The sequence below is a fragment of the Kribbella kalugense genome (genome assembly GCF_004365875.1).
GTDB lineage: Bacteria > Actinomycetota > Actinomycetes > Propionibacteriales > Kribbellaceae > Kribbella > Kribbella kalugense.
The window spans coordinates 261,676-286,937 of the sequence record NZ_SODF01000003.1; the positions used below are offsets into that span (position 1 = coordinate 261,676).

The following is a 25,262-nucleotide window of genomic DNA, read 5'->3' on the forward strand; positions in this document are numbered from 1 at the left end:
CGCGGTCTAGTTGGCCAGACGGATCACGCCGTAGTCGTAACCGCGACGGCGGTAGACGACACTCGGCTGGTTCTCGTCGGCGTCGACGTACAGGTAGAAGTCGTGCCCGACCAGTTCGAGTTCGTAGAGGGCCTGGTCAAGGGTCATCGGCTTGGCGGTGTGGGTCTTCTCCCGCATCACCAGCGGACCGTCGCCGGTAACCAGGACAGATCCGTACTTGTGTGTCGCCACCTCGTCCTCGGCGACTGGTTCCTCCATTGCCGGCGCGTTGCCGTTGAGCGGCTGCTTCGCGTTCACGTGCCGCAGGCCTTCCGGCCCGCGCTCACCACGGTGCACCCGGCGCCGGTCGGCCGCCTTGCGGACCTGGGACCGGAGCCGGTCCAGGCAGACGTCGAACGCCGCCTGCTTGGTCTCACCGCACGCCTCTGCGCGGACCACCGGACCCTTGGTGTACATGGTGAGTTCGACACGCATCGCCCGATCGTGCTGTCGCGGGTTCTTCTCCTGGCTGACTTCCACCTCGCACCGCAGTACCCGGTGATCGACCTTCTCGATCCGTTCGAGTTTTTCCTCGACGTACTGCCGGAAGCGGTCACTGACTTCGCAGTGATGACCCTTGACAACGACGTCCACGGAAACCTCCATCGATCGGCGACTCTCTGTTACGTCTCCGGACCCCCGTCGGTCTTGTCCTCGCTCTGTTGGTGGCGATTGGGGCGCCCGAAACGAGAACACCCGCCAGCAAGCCGGTCGGACTCCGCGGCCAGGAATCCGGCTGATCCGGTCCTGCGCCACTCCACTGCCCGACAAGCCCGTGCGGGTGTCATAGGCCAACGCTAGTCGGCTTCGGCGAAAACCGGTAGAGAAGTTCTCATGAACCAGACGGTGAATACCGTCGGGTGGCGGCCAGCACGGCACAACCGAGGACCGGAATCCCCCTGGATTCCAAGGCCCGGCAGGCTTCGGTGAGCGTGGAACCGGTGGTGATCACGTCGTCGACCAGCAGGACCGGTTGATCCGTCAGCGTTTCAGCCCAGCGCGAACGCAGCCCGAAAGCCCCGTCCAGGTTGACCGTACGCCGTTCAGCGGACAGCCCGGCCTGGTCGTCGGGACGCCGTACGACTCGCAACGCGTCGGCCAGCGAAGCGTCGATTCCCTGTCTGCGCAGGGATCTGACGGCAGCCTTCGTAATCCGCCGGAGCGGATCGTGCCCGCGCTGCCGGACCGTTGCCCGTGGCGACGGCACCGGACACAAGTGGCAGGTCCGCCGGTCCCCCAGGGCCGTTCGTACGGCGGTCGCCAGAAGCTGACCGAGCGGTCTGGCGAGGGCGTACCGCGCGTGCTCCTTGTGGGCCAGGATCAGGCTTCGCAGCTCATCGGCGTACGGCGCGGCGGCGGTCGGCGGAGCTAGTCCGGGCGGCCGCGGGTCGGGCCAGGCACGGAACGGAGTCAGACCGGTCAGTAGCCCCCGGCAACCATCACAGAGAGTTACTCCGGGCCGGTCGCAGCCCGCACATCGGCCGCCCAGCACCAGATCCACGAACGCGTCCCGGCCCGGCACCGCACCACGATCGGCGAAGCACCCCGCCGGCCGCAACCACGCAGCCGCCGGCCTGTGGACAACTCAGCCGGGGTAGGTCGGGATGATCGGGGCCGCGGCGCCGTTGTCGGCGTCCGGGGAGATCCAGAGCAGGTCGCGGCTGAGCCAGTGGATGTGGCCCGCGTCGTCCTGGATCACCGGCAGGGTGTCCTTGTTCGGGTTCGAGGCGACGTGCACGGGGACGAAGTCCGGCGTCGAGCCCGGCAGCAGCTGCAGGCTGGAACCGTCCGTGTTGACGATCCAGGCCTGCGGCGTCGCGTTGCTGACCGCGCTGCTCGCCCCGATGACGACGATGCCCTGCTTGTTCCACGCCGCGTCGGTGATGTTGACCAGCGCCAGCCGCAGCGGCCGGAGCTGCCCGAGCACCAGCTGCTTACCGCTGCCCGTGGTCTGGATCGTGCCGGTCTGCACGTAGTTCTGTCCGCCGGCCTTCGGCTTCATCACCAGCAGAGCCCGGACACCGTCAGGCGCCATCCGCAGGGCCAGCGGGATGTCCCCGTTGAAGTCGACCGCTACCGAGGTGAGGCCGCCGTCGTGGTTGCGGACCCGCAGCCGCGGGTGACCGTTGCCGGCCCGGTCCAGGATCCACAGGGCGTCCTGGTTGTCGAAACTCGGCTGCAGCGTCTTCCCGTCCACCTTGACCGCGGATGCGCTCTCGTCCTTGTCGGTCGGCGGGTCCAGCCGCCCGAACAGGATCTGCTGGCGGCCGTTGTCGTCGGGGACGGTGACGATCGCCCCGGTGTCGCCGCGCAGGGAGACGGCGAACGACTCGGCCTTGTGCGCCCACAACGGGCCGGAGTTGAGCGGCTGCGCGGCGATGTCGGACGCCCCGTCCAGACCGGTGATCCGCTGCACCTGCTGGCCCTTCAGACCGTAGAGCTTGGTCATCGAGCTGGCCGACACCTGTGGGTCGAACGGGCTGAAGTTGGCGAACGGCAGCACGTCCGGGTCGTCCGGCAGCAGCGGAGCGCCGCCGACGGTGATCTTGGCCCGCAGATTGAGCTGGTTGAGGGTCCAGACGATCTGAGCGGCCAGCAGCCGCCGGTCCGGATCCCGCAGCGCTCCTGCGGTGTCGTTGAGCGCCACAGTCGCCACGCCCAGGTCGACAGGGACGGACACCTGTACTTCGGTGCCCGGTGGGGCCAGGGTGACCACGCCGTTGCCCAGCCGGTCGGTCGGGCCCTTCAGCAGCTCCTGGATCAGCTGCGTCGCCCCTTGGCCTGGCGAGAGGTTCTGCGGCAGGTAGACCGGGTCCGGCACCAGCATGTTCCTGGCCTGGTTGAAGAAGTACAGGTCTCGGGGAGCCAGCTTCAGGTCGACCTGGTTGCTGCCGAGGTAGGCACCGCGCGGCACCGAGTCGACCCGGAGCTGCCCGTTCACCTTCTTCAGCTTGAAGAAGAAGTCGGCCCGGTCGTTGGCCGCCGCCGGGATCCACTCGCCGCGCTCACCGATGGTGGCGATCTTCCGGGCGGTCAGCTGGATCCCGTCGCCCTTCCGGGCCAGTGACTCGGGACGCTGGTCGTAGACCACGGTCTGTTCCTCGGGCTGCCATTTCGCCGCGGCGTCTGGGGTCATGTACTGCCGGGCGACGTCGTACGCCTGCGAGTCCGACATGGCCTCCAGGAACCCGCTCACGATGGCCAGGTCGCCGACGTTCGCACGCGGCGGCTTCGCCTCGACACCGACACCGCCCAGATCCTGTGCGCGTCCCAGCCGGTCCCCGCTGCGAATGGTGCCCTTGGTCGGCACAGCCGCACAGCCTGCGAGCAGCGCGACCGAAGCCAGCAGCACAACGAGCCGTCTGGATTTCACCGGTCCTCGCCGCCGCTCAGCTTCTGGTACGGCGCTCCGACGTCGACGAGCTCGGTCACGATCCGGGTCGCGTCAGGCGGCCTGGGCGGCAGTGGCGAGCCGGTCAGCGAGACGTCCGGCCGGCGCGGCAGCGTCAGCCGGAAGTAGGCGCCGTCGCCCGGTGAGCCCCAGGCATCCAGCCGGCCGCCGTGCAGCCGGGCGTCCTCGAGTGCGATCGACAGGCCGAGTCCGGTGCCACCCGTGGTCCTGGCCCGAGCCGGGTCGGCCCGCCAGAACCGGCTGAACACCATCTCCGCCTCCTCGCTGCGGAACCCGATCCCGTGGTCGCGGACAGCCACCGCGGCGGCATCGTCGTCGTACGCCGTGCTGATCCGGATCGGCCGGCCCTCGCTGTGCTCGATGGCGTTGCCGATCAGGTTGCGCAGGATCCGTTCGATCCGGCGCGAGTCCACCTTGGCGCGGCACGGCGCCCGCATGTCCAGCTGGACCTCGCAGCCCTTGGCCTTCAGCAGGGTCTCGTGGTTCTCCAGCACCCGGGTGACGATGTCGCGCAGGTCGACGTCCTCCAGGTCGAGCGCGGCCGCGCCGGCATCGAACCTGCTGATCTCGAGCAGGTCGGCCAGCAGCTCCTCGAACCGGTTGAGCTCGTTCTGCAACAGCTCCACCGAGCGGCGGCTGATCGGGTCGAACTGGTCGCGGCTCTCGTGCAGCAGGTCGGCGGCCATCCGGACCGTGGTCAGCGGCGTCCGCAGCTCGTGCGAGACGTCGGACACGAACCGGCGCTGCAGTCTGGACAGCTCCTCCAGCCGGCGGATCTGCCGCTGCAGGTTGGACGCCATCTTGTTGAACGACACCGCCAGCCGGGCCAGGTCGTCCGTACCGCGAACCTGCATTCGCTCCTCGAGCTTGCCGGCCGCCAGCCGCTCAGCGATCCGCCGAGCCATCCGGACCGGCGTCACGACCTGCCGAGTGACCAGCCAGGCCACCGCACCGAGCAGGACGATCAGCAACAGACCTGCGGTCACCAGGGCGCGCTGGACGACGTCGAGCGTCTCCTGCTGCGCGGTGAGCGGGAAGAGGAAGTAGATCGCGTACCGGTCGCCGGTGGAGTTGATCCGGAGCTGCGAACCGATCACCAGCCCTGGTACGCCGGGCCCGTCGCGGTAGTTGATCTCGGTGTAGGTGTCGTACAACTTGGCGTCGTCGCTCATCACCGAGGACGCCAGCGCCTGCGGGATCGAGTCGCTGTCGACCAGTCCGGTGTAGCGGATCGCGTTGGACGCAGCCTGGTCCGTCGGCACCAGCAGAACGTCGTACAGCCCCGGGCGGTTGGAGCCGAGGACCAGCGCGGACAACTGCTGGTTGATGGTGTTCGGCGTCGCGGCGTCGATCGTGACAGACAGCTGGGACAGCTGGGCCCGCACCTCGGCCTGCGCGCTGGTACGGCGTGATTCCAGCACGCCGTCGGTCACCTGGCTCATCATCACCCAGCCGACCAGGATCAGGACCAGCGTCGACATCAGCAGGGTGCCGGTGACGATCCGGGCCTGGATGGACCGGCGCCAGATGTCCGGCCAGTGCTTGGGATGCGTCCGCCAGATCGGCTGCGGCTGGGCAGACCAGTCCGCCACGGCGGCGGTCAGTTCCAGCTCCGTCCCGCGGGGCTCGGCCACCACCTTCTGCGGCGGGGCCGTTTGCTGCCCACTCTGTTCTCCAGTGTGTTGCCCGTGCTCCTCGGCGCCCGGGTCGGTCACCGGGTCGCCGGTGGCAGCCTGCGACTCTTGGCCGCGACCGTACTCGATCAGTCCGCACCCGCCTTGTATCCGACCCCGCGGACCGTCACCACGATCTCCGGGTGCTCAGGGTCCTTCTCGATCTTGGAGCGCAGCCGCTGGACGTGGACGTTCACCAGCCGGGTGTCGGCGGCGTGCCGGTAGCCCCAGACCTGCTCGAGCAGGACCTCGCGGGTGAACACCTGCCAGGGCTTGGAGGCCAGGCAGACCAGCAGGTCGAACTCCAGCGGCGTCAGCTGGATCGTCTCGCCGGCCCGCTTCACCGAGTGGCCGGCCACGTCGATGGTCAGGTCGCCGATCGTCAGCGACTCCGGGCCGGGCTCGTCCATCCGGCGCAGCCGGGCCCTGATCCGGGCCACCAGCTCCTTCGGCTTGAACGGCTTGACCACGTAGTCGTCGGCGCCAGACTCCAGCCCGAGCACCACGTCGACGGTGTCGCTCTTGGCGGTCAGCATCACGATCGGTACGCCGGACTCGGCCCGGATCGCCCGGCAGACGTCGATGCCGTCCATCCCGGGCAGCATCAGGTCGAGCAGCAACAGGTCGGGCTTGAACTCGCGGAACGCCGGCACCGCCTTGTCACCGGTTGCGCACAGATAGGTGTCGTAGCCCTCGTTGCGCAGCACGATGCTGAGCATCTCCGACAACGCTGTGTCGTCGTCGACGATGAGAACACGGCCCCTCATCGTCCGGTTACCGTCTGCCACGCCCTGCTCCTTGCCGTCCGATTGCCATCCGACTGCCGTCCGATCGGTGTGCGCCCGGCGAGGTGCCAGGCCGTACGCACTACGGATAGTGTCCCATTCCCCCGGTACTGCACACGCCGGATCGCCGTGTGACCCCGAGTTGGGCTGTGATCATCCGGGATCATGGTGCACAGCCGGGGTTCACCACAACTCACGTGCCTGCCGGTACGACGGTTCACCTCGAGGGGAGGAGGGTTACGCAGTGCCTGAGCAGAACACCGATCAGAACATGCAGCTGCACGACGACGTGGCCACCGAGCCGCTGCGGCCGTGGCTGCCCGCGGACCTCCTCGACAACGCCGCCCGGACGATCTCGGACAACAAGACGATCATGCTGGGCCTGCCGGTGCTGGCCGGGATCGCACTGGTCGCGATCCAGGCCGTTCTGACCGAGGTCGCCGTACCGGGTGGGCTCGGTGGGTTCTTCGGGGCTGATGACCCGTTCGGGCAGGCCGGTGCGGCTCTTTTGCTCACGTACGGCGTACAGCTGGTGCTGTTCTCGGTGGTGTCGAGCATGTTGGCCGGGATCATCGCTCTGGCCGCTGTACGGAGTCAGCTGGCGCATCGGGTCGGTCCGCGTGAGCTGATGCGACTGGTCCGACCTGCGCTGCCCGCACTCGCTGTTGTCGGTTTGGCGCAGTCACTGTCGTTCATGCTGCTGATCGGCGGCTGGGGGCTCGCGGTGATCGGGATCGGAGCCGGGGCGGACGCCGCGATCTCCTCCGACGCGGCGGGAGCCGTTGCCTTGGTGATGGTGCTGGTCGGCGGCGTGCTGGTGCTGATCTTCGGGATCAGGCTGGTGCTGGCCGGGACCGTCGTACTGATGGAGGGCCGGCACGCGCCGGACATCGGCCTCTACATTCCCGCGCGAGTGGGGATCTGGGGCGCGCTGCGGCGGTCGTGGCAGCTGGTGAAGGGCAAGTTCTGGCGGGTGTTCGGGCTGCTGCTGTTCGGCGGGCTCGTGGTGAACATCATCGGGTACGCCCTGCAGTTCGGAGTGACCGCACTGGTGGTCACGGTCGGCTCGTGGGCGGACAGCAGCGACAGCACCGGGGCGACAGCGGTGGCGGTCGTGCTCAGTGTGGCGGTAGGGATCGCCACGCTGATGACGCTGATCGCCAGTCTGGCGTTCATGTCCGCCGTACAGGCCCTGATCTATCTGGACCTTCGGGTACGGCGTGAGGGGCTGGACCTGTGGATGCGGCCGGCACTGCGGTTGGAGGACACCGCGTGATCTTCTTCCTGCAGGAGCCACCTGTGGACATCGACCGGGACCAGGCGGCCCAGGAGGCCGCCAAGGAGCTGTCCAAGTCGGCGTACCGGGACTCTGGCGGCTCGCTGATCGAGAAGGCGCTCGCCAAGGTGGTGGACTGGATCCGCGACCTTCTGAGCAACCTGACCGGCTCGTCGCCCAACGGGCACGCCGGACTGGCCATGCTGATCGGTCTGCTCCTGCTGGTGGTCGTCGTCGTGCTCTGGCGGGCCGGCGTACTGCGGACCAGTCGTAAGGCGACCGCTCATGCTGTGTTCGACACGGCTCGGCCGCAGAGTGCTGCGGAGTACCGCGCTCTGGCCGAGCGAGAGGCTGGGTCTGGGGACTACACGTTGGCGATCCGGAGTCGGTTCCGGGCCTGCGTGGCGGAGTTGACCGAGCGGACTGTGCTGGACGACCGGGCCGGGCGTACGGCGTACGAAGTGGTCGCCGACGCCTCGCGGGCAGCGCCCGTACTGCGTGAGCGGCTGCAACCGGCTGCATTGGTGTTCACGGAGGTTGTCTACGGCAACCGTCCGGGGACACCGGAGCGGTACGCCGCTGTGGTGGCCGCTGACGAAGCCGCGCGGACCGCGCGGGTGGCTGTGTGAGTACTTCGGTTGGACGAAGCGTCGGCGAGAGCTGGCGGGTACTGCGGACTCCGTTGCTGGTCACTGGGCTGATCGTGCTGGCTGCGATCGTCGTCCTGATCGCTACCTCCGCTCGAACGTCAGGGCCGTTCAGTCCGGACTCCACGGAGTCGGACGGGGCACGTGCTTTGGCGGCGTTGCTGAAGAACCACAACGTCGACGTACACAGCACGGAGACGCTGGACGACGCCGTACAGCCAGGTGAGGGCAAGGTGCTCATCGTCGGGCCGGCCGGGTCTCTGGATCGCCCTGACTGGGAGCGGATCGCGAACGCGGGCTGGAGCCACCTGGTCCTCATTCGGCCCGGTAGTCGGGCTCTGGAGGTCCTGGCACCTGGTGTGCAGCAGACCGGCAATACGCTGGCGTCACGCAGTCGTGAGCCCGGGTGTGACCTGCCGGCCGCTGTGAAGGCAGGTACGGCCACTGTCAGCGGGCCGACGTACAGCGCGCCCTCAGCGGCAGCCGCCTGCTACGGCGACGGCATCAACAACACCGTGATCCGGGTGGAGGTCGGCGACCGCATCGTCGATGTCATCGGTACGCCGACCTCGTTTACGAACGAGCAGCTCGCCGACGACGGTAATGCGGCGCTCGCGCTCAACCTGATCGGCACGCATCAGGACCTGACCTGGTACCTGCCGCAGTTTGAATCGACCGACACTGGCACCGGAGACGACAGCGGTGCGCCGCTGATCCCGCCGGATGTTCGCTACATCGCTTGGGCGTTGGCGTTCGCCGTACTGGTAGTGGCGATCTGGCGTGGGCGACGGCTCGGTCCGGTGGTTGCAGAGCAGTTGCCGGTGATCGTGCACGCGTCTGAGACGACTGAGGGCCGGGCGCGGCTCTACCGACGCTCCCGGGCGCGGGATCGCGCTGCCGCGGCACTGCGCGAGTCAGCGCTCGCCCAGCTGCACAAGGCGCACGGCATCCCACGCCGCGCCGACCCGTCCGCGGTGGTCGCGACCGTTGCCGCCCGCACCGGCTGGGACCCGGCCATGCTGTACGAAATGCTTTACGGCCTACCACCACTCACTGACGACGCTCTGATGTCTCTGTCAGACGAACTCGACATACTGACGCAGGAGGTCCGACACCCGTGACGACTACCGAGGTCACCGCTGACCAGGCTCGGCAGGCGCTGGTTGCGCTGCGGGCTGAGATCGGCAAGGCGGTGGTCGGCCAGGACACCGCGGTGACCGCACTGGTGCTCGCCCTACTCTGCCGCGGCCACGTGCTGCTGGAGGGCGTTCCCGGTACGGCGAAGACGCTGATGGTGCGAGCGCTGTCGATGGCGATGCGGCTGGACACCAAGCGGATCCAGTTCACCCCGGACCTGATGCCGGGTGACGTCACCGGGTCGCTGGTGTACGACGCCAAGACGTCGGAGTTCGAGTTCCGTCGCGGGCCGGTGTTCACGAACATCCTGCTGGCGGACGAGATCAACCGGACGCCACCGAAGACACAGGCGGCGTTGCTGGAGGCAATGGAAGAGCGGCAGGTCACTGTGGATGGTGAGCCGCGCAAACTGCCGACGCCGTTCGTGGTGGCCGCGACCCAGAACCCGATCGAGTACGAGGGCACCTATCCGTTGCCAGAGGCCCAACTCGACCGGTTCCTGCTGAAGGTGACGCTGGACATGCCGCCGCGGGACGCCGAGATCGCCGTACTCGCTCGGCATGCGCAGGGGTTCGATCCGCGGGACCTCGAGGCGGCTGGGCTGCGGCCGGTTGCCGGACCCGAGGACCTGCTGGCGGGACAGAACGCCGTACGGCGGGTTGCGGTGCGGGACGACGTACTGGCCTACGTTGTGGACCTCTGCCGGGCTACGCGGCAGTCTCCGTCGCTGCAGCTCGGGGTGTCGCCGCGTGGCGCTACTGCGTTGCTGGCGGTGTCGCGGGCTTGGGCTTGGCTGTCCGGGCGGGACTACGTGATCCCGGACGACGTGAAGGCGATGGCGCGTCCTTGCCTTCGGCATCGAGTCCAGGTGCGGCCGGAGGCTGAGCTGGAAGGTGTGAGTGCGGACGCGGTGCTGGAGAGCGTTCTGGCTACGGTGCCGGTGCCACGCTGATGGTTCTGACTGGCAGGGCTGGCATTCTCGCTGCGGCTGGGGTGGTGTTTGTCGCCCTGGTGATGCCGTCGTGGTCTGGGGTCGGGCTGGTCGTTGCTGTCGTGCTGGTGGTGTGCGTGGTCGACGTACTGCTGGCTGGGTCGCCACGGCGGCTGCAGTTCAGTCGGGACGGGGACACCGCCGTACGGCTGGGTGAGCAGGCTGTTGTGCAGTTGCTGGTGACCAACCCGAGTCGACGGGTGCGTGGATGGTTGCGGGATGCGTGGCCGCCGTCGGCCGGCGTACTGGATCCGCCGCACAAGCTGGACCTGCCGTCCGGTGAGCGTCGGCGGTTGGTGACGCATCTGGTTCCGACGCGGCGTGGTGATCGGCAGGCGGCGCGGGTGACTGTGCGGGCCTTTGGTCCGTTGGGTTTTGCCGGGCGACAGGGGTCGCACGAGGTGCCGTGGACAGTGCGGGCGCTGCCGCCGTTCAACAGCCGGAAGCACCTGCCGTCCCGGTTGGCGCGGCTGCGGGAGCTGGACGGGCGTACGGCGCTGTTGGTGCGGGGGCAGGGGACGGAGTTCGATTCGCTGCGCGACTACGTGCCTGGTGACGACGTGCGGAGCATCGACTGGCGGGCGACCGCCCGGCGCGGCAACGTCGTACTGCGGACGTGGCGACCGGAACGCGATCGACAGGTCGCCATCGTGATCGACTCCGGCCGACTGTCGGCCGGCCGGGTCGGGGATGCGCCGCGACTGGACCACGCCATGGACGCCGCGTTGCTGCTGGCCGCGCTGGCTACTCGAGCCGGGGACCGCGTCTCGTTGCTGGCCTGCGACTCCACCGTGCGTGCCGACGTACGCCGACCTGCCCCGCAGGACGTACTACCGTCCTTCGTCAACGCACTCGCGAACGTCGAGGCCGAGCTGGTCCAAACCGACTTCCGCATCGTCGTCTCACAGGTACTGGAGCGCCTGGGTCAACGGTCGCTGGTCGTCCTGCTGACCGGCCTGGACCCCGCCGTCATCGAGGAGTCCCTCCTCCCCGTCATCGGCCCCCTCCTCCGCCGCCACGTCGTACTCCTGGCCTCCGTGGCCGACCCCCGCCTGACCGAACTCGAGTCCAGCCGCGCCGACCTCCTCGAGGTCTACAGCGCCGCCTCCGCCGCCCGCACCCGCCTGGACCGAGACCGCCTAACCGCCACCCTCACCCGAGCCGGCGTAACCGTCATAGACGAACCCCCCGACCAAATAGCCCCCGCCCTAGCCGACACCTACCTAGCCCTAAAAAAGGCCGGCCGCCTGTAGCCCCCGCGTGCTACGCGGCCGCGCGCTCGTCGCTCCGCTCCTCGGCATGCCCGCTCCGCGCGCGCCCCACCCACCCCCGGCTCAGCGCCCGAGCATCCTTTCCGGCTAGCGCCGGGGGCTTCCGGCTACCGCCGGGACCTGCGAGCTAATCGCCCGGCGACTGCGTGCTGTGGTGGGTGACGCGGACGAACCGAAAGGCGGCCGCAAGTCGCACCGAGCGGGCACCCCTCAGGCTGAGGCGCTTGGCACTGCTAGGGAACGCTCAGAGTGTGAGGAGCATGACTGCACTCAACCTGCAGACAAATGGCTGAAATCGTAAGAAGTCGACGAAACGATGGCTATACTGACGCCAGCTACGTTAGGATATCTGATGCTCATCCGTTTCGAGGTCTCGAACTTCCGCTCGATCCGGGAACCGGTCGAGTTGTCGATGGTTGCTGTCGACTCATCTCGGGAGGGGCCTCAGGAGTTCCCCCATCTCGGTGTGAGCCTCCTGCACGTTGCGGGAGTCCTCGGACCGAACGCATCGGGAAAGTCGAACATCATCGCGGCGCTCAGTTGGGTCCGTGACGCGGTGCGGTCTTCGCTGCGCCTGTGGGACGACGGGATTCCCATTGAACCGTTCGCATTCGGCGACAGCCCCGATCGATCGTCCGAGTTCACGGTTGAGTCCGAGATCAACGGCGTCCGCTTCGAGTACGTTCTGGAACTCGACCGCCAGGCCGTCCAGTACGAAGGCCTATTCCATTATCCAGAGCGGAAACGACGCAGGATCTTCGAACGGGAGGGTTCCGAACTCAAACTGCAACGCGGACTGGGAGCGTTGTCCGGCACCAGAGAACTGCTCACCAACCGAACCTTGGCGTTGTCGATCGCAAGACGTTTCGAAGAGCCGCTTGTCTCCGACTTCACAGCCGACCTATTGCGAATCCAGACCCTGGGGATGCCTGATCGGGCTCGCGGCCTGCCGACGGTGAGTCGCCGTCCCACCGCCACCTGGTTCGAGCAGGAACCGGAACAGGACCTGCTCCAGGAGAGCCTTTTCGAGGTCGATGCACCTCGAGGGGTGGACTCAGAGGACCGGGCGCAGGCCTTGGCTCTCCTTCGGCTGGCCGACCTGGGTATCGATGACGTACTCGTTGCGAGCGATCCCGAGAACCGACGAGCGACACGTCGAGTCCAGTTGACGCATCGGACCGTCCAGGGCGCCATACCCCTCGACTTTTCTGCAGAGTCGGCCGGTACGCGTACATGGTTCCGCCTGATCGGCCCTGTTCTGGCAGCCTTGAAAGACGGTTCGCTGCTGCTGTTTGACGAGTTGGACGCGAGCTTGCATCCCACGTTGTCGCAGCAGTTGATCGCCTTGTTCCAGGATCCAGCCACCAATCCGCGCGATGCACAACTGATCTTCACCACGCATGACACCAGCCTTCTCAATCATCTCAACCGTGACGAAGTTTGGTTGACGGAGAAGTCCGTGGACGGCGAGACCAGACTGGGTGCATTGGCGGAATTCGCCGGCGAACGAGTCAGAACATCCGTGAACCTGGAAAAGGCCTACTTGCATGGGCGATTCGGAGCGTTGCCCGATACCGACCGCACCGAGCTCCTCCGGGCACTGGGTCTGATCGCCTGATGGCCCAGCGGCGCAGAACCGGCAAGGACCTCACGCGCAAGACCGGAAGCAGGCCCGAGCGGCGGACGATTCTCATCTTCTGCGAGGGCGAGGCATCGGAGCCCGACTATATCGGCGCTCTGAAGAGCGTGCCCCAGATCCGTAGCAACACAGCAATCAACCTCGTCATTGATCCGTCCTCCGCTGTACCACTCAAGCTGGTCGAGAAGGCGGTTGCCCGGAAGCAGCGCGACTCTGAGATCGACGAGTGCTGGTGCGTCTTCGACGTCGAGTGGCCGAGCCACCATCCGAACCTCGATCGTGCCCTGCGGCTTGCCGATGCCGAGGGGATCAACGTGGCGGTGTCGAATCCTTGCTTCGAACTGTGGCTGATCCTGCACTTCCAGTCTCAGACGGGCTTCCTCGACAACCGGGCCGCCGAAGCACTCAGCACTCAGCTCGACGGACGCCAAGGCAAGCGAATTGACGGGACGAAGTACATGTCCCTCCGACACGACGCATGTGCCCGGGCCTCAGCGCTCGCAGAGCGTCACGATCGCGACGGAACAGCCTTCCCGAACGACAATCCGTCGTCGAGCATGCATCGGCTTCTCGCCACGATCGAGGCAAGCCGCCTCTAAGGCGGACTCGCGCTAGCTGACAACTGCTTCGAAGACGTGTCGGTTAAGGGATGTGAAGACGTATTCACGGTGCGACCAGCCCACGCGGTCGACTGACTCTGCGCACGGCCTTTGGGTCCAGAAGTCTGCGTTCCTGAGTTGGCAGTTCAGGATCGCGGGGACGAGTGCGGACCGCTGGGCGGCGGGTAGGCCGTAGGCGTCTGTGAGTACGCGGACCTGGTGGGCCTGGCGGGTGGGGTCGGCGTACTTCGAGGCGATGCACCAGGTCCAGGCGGCGTACCCGAGGTCTTCGAGGGGGTCGCCTGGGGCGGCCAGGTCGAAGTCGATGAGTGCCGTGGGTACGTCGTCTTGGAACACGAAGTTGTTGGGGCCGGGGTCGTGGTGGCAGACGACGGGGTGGCTGGCGGCGAGGTGGCTGCCACGGGTGGCGTCGTGGAAGGCTCGGAGGAGAGCGCCTGCGGCGGCGATCTGGTCGTCGGACCAGCGTTGGAACCTCGCGGGCACCCAACCGTCTATGTACGTGAGGATGTCGCGGCCGGAGTCGTCCTGGCCGAGGTACTTCGGAGCGGCGGTGAAGCCTCGTTCGGCCAGTAGGTGCAGGAGGTCGGCGGTGAAAGGCGAGCTGGGACGTCGGACCGTGTTTTTGATGCGCACGACCCCGGGGGTGAGGCGGCCGCCGTTGAGAGGAAGTTCGGTCATGGCATGGTGGGGCGGGCTTGGGCGAAGGTCCAGTGGTGGCCTTCTGGGTCCTCGGCTTCGTAGCAGCGGTAGCCGTGCTGGTGGATTTCGGAGAGGATCTTGGCGCCCTCGGACTGGCTGTGGGCGAAGTGGGCGTCGAGGTCGTCGACGTACACCCAGACGCCGTGGTCCAGTTGGGCGGTTCGCTTCTCGGTGAGCTTGAAGAGCAGGATCGCGCGGGTGCCCACCTGCAGTTCGATCCAGGACGGGTTCGTGCCCTCGGCCGGGATCTTGTCCCAGGAATCGAGCCCGAAGACCGTGTGCAGCCAGCGGGCCGCAGCCGCCGGATCCTCGTAGTACAAGGCGATTGCGAGCCGGTCCACCTCGCGCGGAGTACGCGAAGCGCCGTCACGCCGATCGACCCACGCGGGGATCCACTGAACGACGTTCGGCCAGAAGTAGAACGCCTTGTCGCCACCCGGGATCAGTGACTGTACGACGGTGACGCGCGTACCGCTGCCGATTGCCTCGAAGTCGATCCGGGTCGCGGTGTCGTCGACCGAACTGCGGTAGGCCAGCAGCGCGCCCGGCTCCCAGTCGGTGATCTTGCCGAGCTCGAGTACGTCGTCCGGCGGCGAGTACACCTCGAGGATGCGGCCGCCGACGCCCGGCTCGATCTGCATCGCGGTGGCTCGGGCGGCGTCGAAGAAGTTGATCGGACCGCGTACCCACCAGAGGTCGATCTCCTCGGTGAAGATGCGGAACGCGGTCGACGGATCGGCGGCGACCTCTACGGACGCGGTCGCGGACTGCTCGGTCATCAGGACTCCTTCTGCTCGACATGCTGCTTGAAGGCGCCGAGCTGGTTGCGCCAATGGGCCTGGACCTGGTCGAGCCAGGCCTGCACGGCGACGACAGGCTCGGGGTTGAGGCGGAAGATGCGGACGCGGGCGTCATCCGGGACCCGCTCGTCGGCGACCAGCCCCGCCTCGAGCAGGATCCGCAGGTGCCGACTCATTGCCGGCGACGACGCCCCGGTCGCAGCCGCGAGCTGACCGGCCCGCTGGGGGCCTTCACCGAGCAGCTGTACGACGTGCCGCCGCGTCGGGTCGGCCAGCACCTCGAAGAACCGATCCACTTGATGTTCCGCCATACCGCAATAGTTCAATCATCTGTGAACTATTGTCAAGAGGTGGAAGCGTGCAGAAGAACGGGTAGTACACCGCGGATACGCCGTACGCACGGGACCGGCCACGCTCAGGTGTACTAGGCGGCCGGCGACACTACCCGTTCTTCCGCACGCATCACATGGCAAGCGACCTGGGGAAGGGCAGTGGTACGGAGCACGCGGGGGGGCAAACTACTTGACTACACGATCGTGTAGTAGTTTGCTTTTGTGTGTAGGGAAAGGAGTTGGTGATGGATCGAGCGGCAGAGGACCTGACGGCGCGGGCCCGGATTCGGGATGCGGCGATCAGGTTGTTCGGTGAGCGGGGCATCGAGGGTGCGTCGATCCGGGACATCGCGGCCGAGGCAGGGGTGTCGTCGGGGCTTGTCCGGCATCACTTCGGTTCCAAGGAGGCGCTGCGGGACGCCTGCGACCACTACGCGAAGGATCGGATGATCCAGATCGGCGCCGAGCTCACGCAGAACGGTGATCTCACCGGGCTCGATCCGCTCACGTTGCACCCGATCGCGTTCCCGCTGCAGTTGTACATCGTCCGCTCGATGATGGACGGCTCGGAGACCGCGACCGCGCTGTTCCTGGAAGGCGTCGACGCGGTCGAGGACTGGACCGTCAGTTACGGCATCAACCCGAAGGACCGCCGTGGGTACGCGGCCGCCCTGGCCGCGATCAAGCTCAGCGTCTTCATCCTCCGGGACCAGGTCTCGAAGGCACTCGGCGAGGACATCACCACGCTCGAGGGCTACAACCGGATCGGTCAGGCCTTGATGGAGGTCTTCACGATCCCCCTGCTCACACCCGAACAAATCAGGCGCTCTGAGGAGAAGTGATCATGCCGGCTGCGATCAGCACGGAAGGTCTGGTCAAGTCGTTCGGGCAGACCTACGCCCTTGACGGTCTCGATCTCACGGTGGAGTCCGGGGAGGTGCACGGCTTCCTCGGCCCGAACGGCGCGGGGAAGACGACCACGATCCGGATCCTGTTGGGGATGACCCGCGCGGACGAGGGGACGGCGCGGGTCCTCGACGGCGACCCCTGGTCGGATGCGACCGACTTGCACCGGCGGCTCGCCTACGTGCCGGGCGACGTCACGCTGTGGCCGAACCTGTCCGGCGGCGAGGCGATCGACCTGCTCGGGCGGATGCGCGGCGGCGTGGACAAGAAGCGCAAGGCCGAGCTACTCGAGCGCTTCGACCTCGACCCGCGGAAGAAAGCTCGTGCGTACTCGAAGGGCAACCGGCAGAAGGTCGCCCTGGTTGCCGCGTTCGCCTCCGATGTCGAGCTGCTCCTGCTCGACGAGCCGACGAGCGGGCTGGATCCGTTGATGGAGGAGGTCTTCCGCGAGGTCGTGCAGGAGATCAGCGACCGCGAGGGGCGGACCGTTCTGCTGTCCAGCCACATCCTGTCCGAGGTCGAGGCGCTCTGCGATCGCGTGACGATCATCCGGTCCGGCCGGGCGGTCGAGAGCGGCACGCTGTCCGAGCTGCGGCATCTCACCCGTACGTCGATCCAGGCCGAGCTGGTCGGGCCGATGAACGGTCTGGCTCAGCTGTCCGGCGTACACGATCTGCGCGAGGACGACGGCCGGGTCCGGTTCGACGTCGACACCGACCAGATCAACCCGGTACTGCGGCAGTTGACTGAGATCGGCGTACGCAGCCTGGTGAGTCAGCCGCCGTCGCTGGAGGAGCTCTTCCTGCGGCTGTACGAACCCGAGGCCGTCAAATGAAGACCCTGGCCGGAACCAGTGGGCTGATCCGGCTGATCCTGCGCCGTGACCGGATCGTGCTGCCGATCTGGATCGTGTTCCTGGTCGCGATCTCGGTCAGCTACGTGAAGCAGTACGGCGATCTGTTCCCGACGCCGGACTCGCGGGTGAAGTACGCGAGCAACGCCGGCTTCATCACCTTGTACGGCGAACTCTCCGGGACCAGCCTGGGCGAGTTCGTCACCTGGCGACTCGGATTCGTACCGGTGATGATCGGGCTGATCAGCATCCTCACGGTGATCAGGCACACCCGGGTCGAGGAGGAGACCGGCCGTCGTGAGTTGCTCGGGGCAACTGTCGTCGGCCGGCACGCCCAGCTGGCCGCGGCGCTGACCGTAACCCTTGGCGCGAACCTCGTGCTCGCCATACTGCTTGCCCTCGGCATGCACAGCCAGAACCTGCCGCTGTCCGGATCGATTGCCATCGGCATCGAGTACGCCGGAACCGGCTGGTTGTTCGCCGCCGTCGGCGCGGTCGCCGCCCAACTGAGTGCGAGCGCCGGAACGGCCCGTGGGATCGCGATCGGCACGCTCGGAGCGGCGTACATCCTGCGCGCAGCCGGGGACACCAGCGCGCACACTCACGGACCGCTCGCGTGGTTGCGCTGGCTCTCCCCGATCGCCTGGGCCCAACAGATCCACCCGTACGGCCAGAACCGCTGGTGGCTCGGAGTATTGGTGCTCGCGGCAACCGTCGTACTCGTTGCCGTCGCCATCTATCTCTCGGTACGACGGGATGTCGGCTCCGGACTGCTGCCGGACAAGCTCGGTCCTGCGGACGGGAACCTCGGATCGCCGTTGGCGCTGGCGTGGCGACTGCACCGCGGTCTGCTCGCCGCTTGGACGGTCGGATTCGCCTTGCTGGGCTTGTTGTTCGGCGGTGTCGCCAAGGGCGTCGGCGACATGATGCGGGACGATCCGGGCATCCAGGAGGCGTTCCAGCGGATGGGTGGAGCGTCCGGGCTGATCGACTCGTTCCTGGCCGGCGTGATGCTGCTGGTCGGGCTGATCGCTTCGGCGTACGCGGTCCAGGCCACGCTGCGGATGCGGGTCGAGGAGAGCAGCGGGCGGGTCGAGCCGGTGCTCGCGACGGCGACGAGCCGCTGGCAATGGGCGGCAAGCCATCTCGTCTTCAGTCTGCTGGGCCCGGCGGTCGCGTTGCTGGCGGCCGGCGTGGCCGAAGGGCTTGCGTACGGCGCCGCGATCGGCGATGTGGGCGGGCAACTGCCACGGCTGATCGGTGCGGCCCTCGCACAACTGCCGGCCGTGTGGGTCCTGGCGGCGATCGCCATCGCGATCTTCGGCTTCTTCCCGCAACTGTCGATGGTCTCCTGGGCCGGCCCGGTGATCTGCATCCTGATCGGCTTGGTGAGCGCAGGCGTCGCCACAGCCAGCTGGATCCGCGACATCTCGCCGTTCACCCATCTCCCATCCCTACCAGGCGGATCGGTGACGGCCGGCCCACTCATCGCCCTTCTAGCGATCGCCATCGTCGTAGGATTCGCAGGCCTGATCGGCCTACGCCGAAGGGACCTGCCAGCCTAGCCGTGTCGAGAAATGGGTACCGGCTCCGACGTGGCCAGTATGAGCGAGCACAGACGAGTCATCGCCGACACAACAGCACTCCCCCGGGTAGCTGATCGGGAGACGTTCGACGCGGGCCTCGAAGAGCTTCGACGACGCGAGAAGGCACACTCCCGCGAGGGCGACGCGATTGCCGCGCAACGCAGGCAGTTGCCGATGGTCGAGGTCGACGCGGGCATCACGGTGACCGGTCCGGACGGGCCGGTCACCCTGCTCGACGCGTTCGACGGCCGCAAGCAGCTACTCGCCTACTACTACATGTGGCACACAGGTCATCCGGCCGCCGAACAGTGCCAAGGCTGCACGTGGTGCACCGGACAGGTCCAGGAGATCTCCTACCTGCACGCGCGCGACATCACCTTCGCCGTCTTCTGCCAGGGCCCGTACGCCGAGAGCCGTGCGTACCGTGACTTCATGGGCTGGACGATGCCGTGGTACTCCGCCGTCGGATCGCTGGAGCACCTGCTGGCCGGTCGGAACATCGGCCAGATGTACCTGGTGTCGTACGTCCGCCAGGGCGACCGCGTCTTCGAGACGTACTGGACGACCATGCGTGGCGTCGAGGTGATGGACAACAACTACGCGTTGATGGATCTGACCGTCTACGGACGCCAGGAGCCGTTCGAAGACTCGCCGGAAGGCTGGCCGAAGCTGTGGGCGACCGAGGACCCGGTGTTGCCGAAGGTCATCGACGGGCGGCCGACCGCGCAGTGGTCACGGATCGACGCCGGGCGTTCCGACGACCTTACTTCCGGGCGTTCCGCGACCAGCTGAACGCGTACAGTCCGAAGGCCGCGAAGCCGAGAGCCAGGACGGTGAGCAGCACCGAGCCGAACGGCTGCTCCTTGACGGTGCGCAGCGCGGTGTCGAGACCGCCGGCCTTCTTCGGGTCGTAGGCGATCGCGGCCCAGCCGAACAGCCCGCCGACCACGATCAAGGCCACACCCTTAGCGGCGTACCCGATCCGGCCGAGCAGGATCGTGGTCTCGGAGACGCCGCCGACCAGGTCCTCGGTGAACTTCTTGGTGACCGCTTTGTGGATCTCACGGACACCGATCGCGATGATGGCCAGGCCGATCACGACGACGAGCACGCGGCCCGGACCGTGGGCCATCAGCCGGGCGGTGAGCGACTGCTGCTGGCTCGTGCTCGATCCGCCGGAGCCGATCGCGACCTTGACCGCACTGACGCCCAGCACGAAGTAGACGACCGCCCGGCCGCCCGCGGAGAGTTTTTTCTCCAGGTCCAGGTGGCCGTAGACGAGTTGCAGGATCCGCCAGGTCACCAGGACGAACAGGCCGATCGCGACGATCCACAGCAGGACGCCTCCGAACGGCTGGCTAGCCAGTTCCTGGAGCGCCCCCTGTTGCGACGCCTCCTTCGACGAATGTCCCCAGGCCAGTTGCGCTGCGATCCAGGCGATCAGCAAGTGCACGACGCCGTACGCGATCAGTCCGACGGTGATCGCGACGCCGTACCAGCGGCTCTGCCGCACCTCTTGAGCAGTGTTCCTCACCCTGATCCGGTGCCCAGGAGGAAACGGTTCAGGCGGAAACGGGCGCGGTGGCCTCGCGGTCGGCTTCCTCGACGTCGCCGTACTCGCCGTGCCGGTACGCGCGCCGACCAAGGGTCCAGACGTAGGTGAAGAAGGCCAGCTCGGCGAGGATGCCGATCGTGATGCGCACCGGCGCCGGCAGGAACGGGGTCACGAACGCCTCGATCAGACCGGTGACAAGGAGTACCGCGGCCAGGCCGATCGCCATCCCGATCGTCGCACGGCCGGTCTGTGCGACCGCCTGCATCCGGGTCCGGGGACCAGGCACGACCCAGGACCAGCCGAGCCGCAGTCCGGCCGCGGTCGCGATGAACACCGCAGTCAGCTCGAGCAGCCCATGCGGGGTGATCAGACTGAAGAACAGGCCGCCCTTGTCGTTGTCGATCATCAGACCGGCGCTCAGACCGAGGTTGACCGCGTTGTCCCACAGGATGAAGACGGATGGGACCAGCAGGATGCCCAGCGCGAGTACGGCGGCACTGATAGTCGCGTTGTTGATCCAGACTCGGAGAGCGAAGTCCTGCGCCGGGTTGTCCGAGTAGTACGACTCGAAGTCGTGACCGACGAACTGTTTGATCTGATCCGGCGTACCGATGGAGTCGACCACGTCAGGGTGGGCCAGAACGCGCCACGCGGTCCACGCCGCGACCAGGTAGAACAGCAGACCGATGCCGACCCACCAACGTCTGGAGGCGTAGAGGGCGGCCGGGAAGGTGACCAAGAAGTACTTCGAGATGTCGCGCCAGACAGGAGCCTGCGCACCGGTCACCGCACCACGCGCGTCGGCGATCAAACCCGACAGGCGACCGATCGACACCGGATCGGCCCCGGCGGCCCGGAGCGCGGCCAGATGGGTGCCGACACGCTGGTAGAGGGTGACGAGCTCTTCGGCCTCCGCACCGGACAGGCGGCGCTGCCGGCGGGTCAGGTGGGCCAGCCGGTCCCACTGCGGCTGATGCACCGAGACGAACGCTTCGACGTCCACCGTTACCCCCTCCTCCACCCGTGTGCTGGCAGACTAGCCGGACGCAGTGTCTAGATAGGAGGGGGCGACGACGTGTCTCAGCTGGTCACCGGCGAAGCGGTCGTCCTCCAGGTGCGGATCGCCCGGATGCCGACGCGGGCGCTGGCGTGCGCGATCGACGTGGCGCTGCAGAGCGTCGTACTCGTTGTGCTGATTTCGCTGCTGGCCGGGTTCCTGCTCGGCGGCCAGGCGAGTGAAGCGCTGGCGGGTGCCTTGATCTTCATCGTCGTACTCCTGGTGGTGATCGGCTACCGGGTCGTGATGGAGACGCTGACCCGCGGGCGGACGATCGGCAAGCTGGTGCTCGGGCTGAAGGTGGTCCGCGACGACGGCAGCTCGATCCGGTTCCGGCACGCGCTGGTGCGGACGCTGCTGTGGTTCTTCGTCGACTTCGCACCGTGGTTCGCGGCGAGCCCCGGGATCGTGGCCAGCCTGATGAACAAGCAGGGCAAGCGGATCGGTGACATGGTCGCCGGTACGGTCGTCATCCGCGAACGCCACCAGCCGATGGCGTCACCACCACTGTTCGTCCCCGGCCACCTGGTCCAGTGGGCCCAGTCGCTGGAGCTGTCCCGGCTGTCCGACGAACTCGCCAACGCGGCCCGCGACTACCTGGCCCGCTACACCGAACTCCTGCCCGGCCCGCAACTCGCCCTCGGCGAAGCCCTCGCCGCCCGCGTAGCCGCGGTCACCGCCCCGAACCCGCCGAGTCCGATCATCGCCCCGGCGTACCTCTCCGCGGTCCTGGCCGAACGCCGCCGCCGAGAGCTCCAACGCCTCTCGACCCAACGCCCGGTCCACAGCGGCCCGTTCGCCCCGTCGTACGGCATCCCCGCAGGCCCCTTCGCCCCACCCAACCCGTACGGCGCACAGGCCCCGCTGCCTGCACCGGCCCCGTTCATCCCACCCCAGCCACCGGCGCCACGACCCGCAACGGTCAACCCGCAGGGGTGGGCCGCGCCGGGGAGCGAAGTCAGGCCGTGGTGAGTGAACCGCCACGCATGCAGAACCCCCTCTCGAGCGGCCTAAGCCGCCCATTTGAGGGGGTTCTGCGTGCGTGGCGGTCCGCTCTAGCTCAGTAGCGGTACTGCTCTGCCTTGTACGGGCCCTCGATCGGGACGCCCAGGTACGCGGACTGCTCCTTGGTGAGCTCGGTCAGCTTCACGCCGAGCGCGTCCAGGTGGAGACGGGCGACCATCTCGTCCAGGTGCTTCGGCAGGACGTAGACGTCGGTCGGGTACTCCGCGGTCTTCACGAAGAGCTCGATCTGGGCCAGGACCTGGTTCGTGAACGAGTTCGACATCACGAACGACGGGTGGCCGGTCGCGTTGCCCAGGTTCAGCAGGCGGCCCTCGGACAGGATGATGATCGTGTGGCCGTCCGGGAACCGGAACTCGTCGACCTGCGGCTTGATGTTGACCCGCTCGATGCCGGCCGTCTTGTACAGCCCGGCCATGTCGATCTCGTTGTCGAAGTGGCCGATGTTGCCGACGATCGCCTGGTGCTTCATCGCCGCCATCTGGTCGGCGGTGATGACGTCCTTGTTGCCGGTGGTGGTGACGAAGATGTCGGCGATCCCGACCACGTCGTCGAGCGTGGTCACCTGGTAGCCGTCCATCGCCGCCTGCAGCGCGCAGATCGGGTCGATCTCGGTCACGACCACCCGGGCGCCCTGGCCGCGGAGCGACTCGGCGCAGCCCTTGCCGACGTCGCCGTACCCGCAGACGACCGCGACCTTGCCGCCGATCAGTACGTCGGTGGCGCGGTTGATGCCGTCGATCAGCGAGTGCCGGCAGCCGTACTTGTTGTCGAACTTCGACTTGGTCACCGAGTCGTTCACGTTGATCGCCGGGAACAGCAGCGCGCCGGCCTTGTGCATCTCGTACAGCCGGTGCACACCGGTGGTGGTCTCCTCGGTGACACCCTTGATGCCCTGGCCGATGGTGGTCCAGCGCTGCGGGTCCTCGGTCAGCGTGCGGGTCAGCAGTTTGAGGACGACGGCGTACTCCTCGGAGTCCGCGGTCGACGGGTCCGGTACGGCGCCCGCCTTCTCGAACTCGGTGCCCTTGTGCACGAGCATGGTCGCGTCGCCGCCGTCGTCGAGGATCATGTTCGGACCCTCGGCACCCGGCCAGTTCAGCGCCTGCTCGGTGCACCACCAGTACTCGTCCAGCGTCTCGCCCTTCCAGGCGAAGACCGGGACACCCGCCGGGGCCTCGGCCGTGCCGGAGCCGACGACGACCGCGGCGGCGGCGTGGTCCTGGGTCGAGAAGATGTTGCAGGAGACCCAGCGCACCTCGGCACCGAGCGCGGTCAGCGTCTCGATCAGCACCGCGGTCTGGATCGTCATGTGCAGCGAGCCCATGATCCGGGCGCCGGCCAGCGGCTTGCTCTCGCCGTACTGCGCACGCATCGCCATCAGACCGGGCATCTCGTGCTCGGCCAGCCGGATCTCCTTGCGCCCGAACTCGGCCAGCCCGAGATCCGCCACCTTGTAGTCGAACGTCATGCCGCTCCCCTGAAGACTGTGGTTAGTTCCTGACCGAGCCTAGAGGCCCGAGCCACGCGGTTTGATCGCTCGGAGCGCGTTTTTGACACCGAAATGTCAAGATTGAGGTATGCGCATCACCGAGGCCGCTCGCCAACTGGGTACCACTCCGCGCATGCTGCGCTACCGGGAGGCCCTCGGGCTGCTCCCACGCTCCCGATCCGAGCACACCGCCCAGCGCCAGTACGACGAACGCGACCTGGCCGCCGTACAACTCGCGCTCGACCTCGAACGCCGGTACGACGTGACGCCGGCCGCGCTCGCGTTCGCCCTCCGAGCCCTCGCCGAACCGTCCGTCGCCGCCGACATCCGCAACCTCGGCTACCGCACCGGCCGCCTCACCACGCCACCAACCCAGTCCCAGATCGACCGAGACCGAGCCCTCCGCTGGCTAGGCCGCTCCGGAGTACTGCCACCCAAGCCGCGTTAATTGAAGGAAAGAAAGGAAAGAGGGGAGGGAGGAAGACGCGTTAGTGGGAGGGGGCTTCGGGGACGGCGGGGCGTTCGTCGGGGACGTGGTTCTCGACGTAGATGTCTGGTTCGAGGTAGATGTGCTGGCTCATCGGTTCGGCCTCGCGGATGGCCCGTTCAGCCGCGTCGATGGTCTGGGCGACGACGGCCGCGTCGGTGGTCGGCTCGACCGCGAGCTTGGCGGCGACCAGGACCTCCTCCGGGCCGAGGTGCAGGGTCTTGATGTGGATCAGCCGCTGCACACCGGGCGTGTTCGTGATCGCGGCCTCGATCCGCTGCTGGGACTCCCGCGTCGCGGACTCGCCGAGCAGCAGCGACTTCATCTCGATCGCCAGGAAAATCGCCACCGCGACCAGCAGCGCACCGATCGCCATCGAGCCGAGCCCGTCGAACACACCGTTGCCGGTGGCAAGCGTCAGGACGACGCCGATCAGCGCCAGCAGCAGACCGGTGAGCGCGGCGAAGTCCTCCAGCAGGATGACCGGCAGCTCCGGCGCACGGGCGTTGCGGACGAAGCGCACCCAGGAGACGTTCCCGCGCAGCTTGTTCGCCTCGATGATCGCGGTCCGGAACGAGAAGCTCTCCATCCCGATCGCGAGCAGCAGCACCGCGACCGGAACCCACTTCCAGTTCTCGATCCCGTGCGGGTCGTGCACCTTGTGGTAGCCCTCGTACAGCGCGAACAGACCACCCACGCTGAACAGCACGATCGACACGATGAACGAGTAGACGTACCGCTCCCGGCCGAAGCCGAACTGGTGCAGCTCGTCGGCCGCCCGCTTGGCCCGCTGACCGCCGACCAGCAGCAGCACCTGGTTGCCCGCGTCGGCGAGCGAGTGGATCGCCTCGGCCAGCATCGACGCCGACTGGGTCAGCGCCCAGGCGGCGAACTTGGTGACCGCGATCCCGGTGTTCGCCAGCAAAGCCGCGACAACGGCCTTGTTTCCGCCACCAGCCATGGTGCTCAGGTCCTCCTACAC

At 67.4% G+C, this 25,262-nt stretch carries 25 protein-coding genes; 13 read left to right on the forward strand and 12 right to left on the reverse strand.

The genetic code is table 11. The annotated features are described in order from the left end of the window. Positions 1-6: 6 nt before the first annotated feature. From hpf to mtrA, 5 genes are all read right to left on the reverse strand, one after another. Positions 7-633 carry a ribosome hibernation-promoting factor, HPF/YfiA family gene (gene hpf / locus EV650_RS32540; RefSeq protein WP_134123001.1) on the reverse strand — a complete coding sequence of 209 codons (627 nt, stop codon included), beginning with the start codon at positions 631-633 and terminating at the stop codon, positions 7-9. Positions 634-871: 238 nt separating this feature from the next. Next, a complete protein-coding gene (locus EV650_RS32545) occupies positions 872-1,561 on the reverse strand; it encodes a ComF family protein (protein WP_134123002.1) in 690 nt (229 codons plus the stop codon). A gap of 63 nt (positions 1,562-1,624) precedes the next feature. Next, positions 1,625-3,412 carry an LpqB family beta-propeller domain-containing protein gene (locus EV650_RS32550; protein ID WP_134123003.1) on the reverse strand — a complete coding sequence of 596 codons (1,788 nt, stop codon included), beginning with the start codon at positions 3,410-3,412 and terminating at the stop codon, positions 1,625-1,627. Continuing rightward, entirely contained in the window at positions 3,409-5,085 is a 1,677-nt protein-coding gene (gene mtrB, locus EV650_RS32555) for an MtrAB system histidine kinase MtrB (protein ID WP_238174623.1), read from the reverse strand. Before mtrB ends, EV650_RS32550 begins: the two co-directional genes overlap by 4 nt. Positions 5,086-5,213: 128 nt before the next feature. Next, positions 5,214-5,891, reverse strand: coding sequence for an MtrAB system response regulator MtrA (mtrA, locus tag EV650_RS32560; protein ID WP_131345780.1), 678 nt, complete (start codon positions 5,889-5,891; stop codon positions 5,214-5,216). A 262-nt stretch (positions 5,892-6,153) separates the two neighbouring features. Here mtrA and EV650_RS32565 point away from each other — a divergent pair, with 262 nt between their 5' ends. The 7 genes from EV650_RS32565 (at position 6,154) to EV650_RS32595 (ending at position 13,469) form a co-directional block, all read left to right on the forward strand. Continuing rightward, the gene (locus EV650_RS32565) at positions 6,154-7,185 is read left to right on the forward strand and encodes a hypothetical protein (RefSeq protein ID WP_238174624.1); all 1,032 of its coding nucleotides are present in this window, start codon (positions 6,154-6,156) and stop codon (positions 7,183-7,185) included. Beyond that, positions 7,182-7,814, forward strand: coding sequence for a DUF4129 domain-containing protein (locus EV650_RS32570; RefSeq protein WP_238174625.1), 633 nt, complete (start codon positions 7,182-7,184; stop codon positions 7,812-7,814). The genes EV650_RS32565 and EV650_RS32570 overlap by 4 nt, the downstream gene beginning before the upstream one ends. Further along, positions 7,811-8,953, forward strand: a complete 1,143-nt coding sequence (locus EV650_RS32575; RefSeq protein WP_134123004.1) for a DUF4350 domain-containing protein — start codon at positions 7,811-7,813, stop codon at positions 8,951-8,953. The genes EV650_RS32570 and EV650_RS32575 overlap by 4 nt, the downstream gene beginning before the upstream one ends. Beyond that, the gene (locus EV650_RS32580) at positions 8,950-9,921 is read left to right on the forward strand and encodes an AAA family ATPase (RefSeq protein WP_134123005.1); all 972 of its coding nucleotides are present in this window, start codon (positions 8,950-8,952) and stop codon (positions 9,919-9,921) included. The genes EV650_RS32575 and EV650_RS32580 overlap by 4 nt, the downstream gene beginning before the upstream one ends. Then, a complete protein-coding gene (locus EV650_RS32585; RefSeq protein WP_134123006.1) occupies positions 9,921-11,213 on the forward strand; it encodes a DUF58 domain-containing protein in 1,293 nt (430 codons plus the stop codon). Before EV650_RS32580 ends, EV650_RS32585 begins: the two co-directional genes overlap by 1 nt. 370 nt (positions 11,214-11,583) lie before the next feature. After that, the gene (locus EV650_RS32590) at positions 11,584-12,849 is read left to right on the forward strand and encodes an AAA family ATPase (protein WP_134123007.1); all 1,266 of its coding nucleotides are present in this window, start codon (positions 11,584-11,586) and stop codon (positions 12,847-12,849) included. After that, positions 12,849-13,469: an RloB family protein gene (locus EV650_RS32595; RefSeq protein WP_134123008.1), complete on the forward strand. Its 621-nt coding sequence runs from the start codon at positions 12,849-12,851 to the stop codon at positions 13,467-13,469. Before EV650_RS32590 ends, EV650_RS32595 begins: the two co-directional genes overlap by 1 nt. A gap of 12 nt (positions 13,470-13,481) precedes the next feature. Here the strand turns inward: EV650_RS32595 and EV650_RS32600 are convergent, their stop codons facing one another. The 3 genes from EV650_RS32600 to EV650_RS32610 are packed head-to-tail and all read right to left on the reverse strand — an operon-like array spanning position 13,482 to position 15,300. Beyond that, positions 13,482-14,168, reverse strand: coding sequence for a phosphotransferase (locus EV650_RS32600; protein WP_134123009.1), 687 nt, complete (start codon positions 14,166-14,168; stop codon positions 13,482-13,484). Beyond that, on the reverse strand, positions 14,165-14,968 hold the full coding sequence (locus EV650_RS32605; RefSeq protein WP_134123010.1) for a VOC family protein: 804 nt from the start codon (positions 14,966-14,968) through the stop codon (positions 14,165-14,167). The genes EV650_RS32600 and EV650_RS32605 overlap by 4 nt, the downstream gene beginning before the upstream one ends. Next, a complete protein-coding gene (locus tag EV650_RS32610) occupies positions 14,968-15,300 on the reverse strand; it encodes an ArsR/SmtB family transcription factor (protein ID WP_134123011.1) in 333 nt (110 codons plus the stop codon). Before EV650_RS32610 ends, EV650_RS32605 begins: the two co-directional genes overlap by 1 nt. 266 nt (positions 15,301-15,566) lie before the next feature. Between EV650_RS32610 and EV650_RS32615 the strand changes: the two genes are divergently transcribed. The 4 genes from EV650_RS32615 to EV650_RS32630 are packed head-to-tail and all read left to right on the forward strand — an operon-like array spanning position 15,567 to position 19,458. Beyond that, positions 15,567-16,163 carry a TetR/AcrR family transcriptional regulator gene (locus EV650_RS32615; protein WP_134123012.1) on the forward strand — a complete coding sequence of 199 codons (597 nt, stop codon included), beginning with the start codon at positions 15,567-15,569 and terminating at the stop codon, positions 16,161-16,163. 2 nt (positions 16,164-16,165) lie between these two features. Further along, positions 16,166-17,062 (forward strand): ABC transporter ATP-binding protein, encoded by an 897-nt coding sequence (locus EV650_RS32620; RefSeq protein WP_134123013.1) that lies wholly within the window; start codon positions 16,166-16,168, stop codon positions 17,060-17,062. Continuing rightward, positions 17,059-18,645, forward strand: a complete 1,587-nt coding sequence (locus EV650_RS32625) for an ABC transporter permease (RefSeq protein ID WP_134123014.1) — start codon at positions 17,059-17,061, stop codon at positions 18,643-18,645. The genes EV650_RS32620 and EV650_RS32625 overlap by 4 nt, the downstream gene beginning before the upstream one ends. Positions 18,646-18,684: 39 nt before the next feature. Beyond that, positions 18,685-19,458 (forward strand): DUF899 family protein, encoded by a 774-nt coding sequence (locus EV650_RS32630; RefSeq protein WP_134123015.1) that lies wholly within the window; start codon positions 18,685-18,687, stop codon positions 19,456-19,458. Here EV650_RS32630 and EV650_RS32635 read toward each other — a convergent pair. Together EV650_RS32635 and EV650_RS32640 are read right to left on the reverse strand one after the other, a co-directional pair. Then, the gene (locus EV650_RS32635; protein WP_238174626.1) at positions 19,430-20,200 is read right to left on the reverse strand and encodes a DUF1206 domain-containing protein; all 771 of its coding nucleotides are present in this window, start codon (positions 20,198-20,200) and stop codon (positions 19,430-19,432) included. The two genes, EV650_RS32630 and EV650_RS32635, sit on opposite strands and share 29 nt — an antisense overlap. 28 nt (positions 20,201-20,228) lie before the next feature. Further along, positions 20,229-21,224, reverse strand: coding sequence for a stage II sporulation protein M (locus EV650_RS32640; RefSeq protein WP_134123016.1), 996 nt, complete (start codon positions 21,222-21,224; stop codon positions 20,229-20,231). Positions 21,225-21,296: 72 nt separating this feature from the next. Between EV650_RS32640 and EV650_RS32645 the strand changes: the two genes are divergently transcribed. Further along, positions 21,297-22,250, forward strand: coding sequence for an RDD family protein (locus tag EV650_RS32645; protein WP_238174627.1), 954 nt, complete (start codon positions 21,297-21,299; stop codon positions 22,248-22,250). A gap of 88 nt (positions 22,251-22,338) precedes the next feature. Here the strand turns inward: EV650_RS32645 and ahcY are convergent, their stop codons facing one another. After that, positions 22,339-23,772 (reverse strand): adenosylhomocysteinase, encoded by a 1,434-nt coding sequence (ahcY, locus tag EV650_RS32650; RefSeq protein WP_134123017.1) that lies wholly within the window; start codon positions 23,770-23,772, stop codon positions 22,339-22,341. 109 nt (positions 23,773-23,881) lie between these two features. Here ahcY and EV650_RS32655 point away from each other — a divergent pair, with 109 nt between their 5' ends. Continuing rightward, positions 23,882-24,241: a MerR family transcriptional regulator gene (locus EV650_RS32655; RefSeq protein ID WP_134123018.1), complete on the forward strand. Its 360-nt coding sequence runs from the start codon at positions 23,882-23,884 to the stop codon at positions 24,239-24,241. 40 nt (positions 24,242-24,281) lie between these two features. Here the strand turns inward: EV650_RS32655 and EV650_RS32660 are convergent, their stop codons facing one another. Continuing rightward, on the reverse strand, positions 24,282-25,241 hold the full coding sequence (locus tag EV650_RS32660) for a cation diffusion facilitator family transporter (RefSeq protein ID WP_134123019.1): 960 nt from the start codon (positions 25,239-25,241) through the stop codon (positions 24,282-24,284). Positions 25,242-25,262: the final 21 nt, after the last annotated feature.

Excerpts from the sequence above, each read along its gene's own strand:
- mtrA (WP_131345780.1), bottom strand. The coding sequence starts at position 5,891 with ATGAGGGGCCGTGTTCTCATCGTCGACGACGACACAGCGTTGTCGGAG.
- EV650_RS32585 (WP_134123006.1), top strand. The coding sequence starts at position 9,921 with ATGGTTCTGACTGGCAGGGCTGGCATTCTCGCTGCGGCTGGGGTGGTG.
- EV650_RS32590 (WP_134123007.1), top strand. The coding sequence starts at position 11,584 with ATGCTCATCCGTTTCGAGGTCTCGAACTTCCGCTCGATCCGGGAACCG.
- EV650_RS32595 (WP_134123008.1), top strand. The coding sequence starts at position 12,849 with ATGGCCCAGCGGCGCAGAACCGGCAAGGACCTCACGCGCAAGACCGGA.
- EV650_RS32600 (WP_134123009.1), bottom strand. The coding sequence starts at position 14,168 with ATGACCGAACTTCCTCTCAACGGCGGCCGCCTCACCCCCGGGGTCGTG.
- EV650_RS32605 (WP_134123010.1), bottom strand. The coding sequence starts at position 14,968 with ATGACCGAGCAGTCCGCGACCGCGTCCGTAGAGGTCGCCGCCGATCCG.
- EV650_RS32610 (WP_134123011.1), bottom strand. The coding sequence starts at position 15,300 with ATGGCGGAACATCAAGTGGATCGGTTCTTCGAGGTGCTGGCCGACCCG.
- EV650_RS32615 (WP_134123012.1), top strand. The coding sequence starts at position 15,567 with ATGGATCGAGCGGCAGAGGACCTGACGGCGCGGGCCCGGATTCGGGAT.
- EV650_RS32620 (WP_134123013.1), top strand. The coding sequence starts at position 16,166 with ATGCCGGCTGCGATCAGCACGGAAGGTCTGGTCAAGTCGTTCGGGCAG.
- EV650_RS32625 (WP_134123014.1), top strand. The coding sequence starts at position 17,059 with ATGAAGACCCTGGCCGGAACCAGTGGGCTGATCCGGCTGATCCTGCGC.
- EV650_RS32630 (WP_134123015.1), top strand. The coding sequence starts at position 18,685 with ATGAGCGAGCACAGACGAGTCATCGCCGACACAACAGCACTCCCCCGG.
- ahcY (WP_134123017.1), bottom strand. The coding sequence starts at position 23,772 with ATGACGTTCGACTACAAGGTGGCGGATCTCGGGCTGGCCGAGTTCGGG.
- EV650_RS32655 (WP_134123018.1), top strand. The coding sequence starts at position 23,882 with ATGCGCATCACCGAGGCCGCTCGCCAACTGGGTACCACTCCGCGCATG.
- EV650_RS32660 (WP_134123019.1), bottom strand. The coding sequence starts at position 25,241 with ATGGCTGGTGGCGGAAACAAGGCCGTTGTCGCGGCTTTGCTGGCGAAC.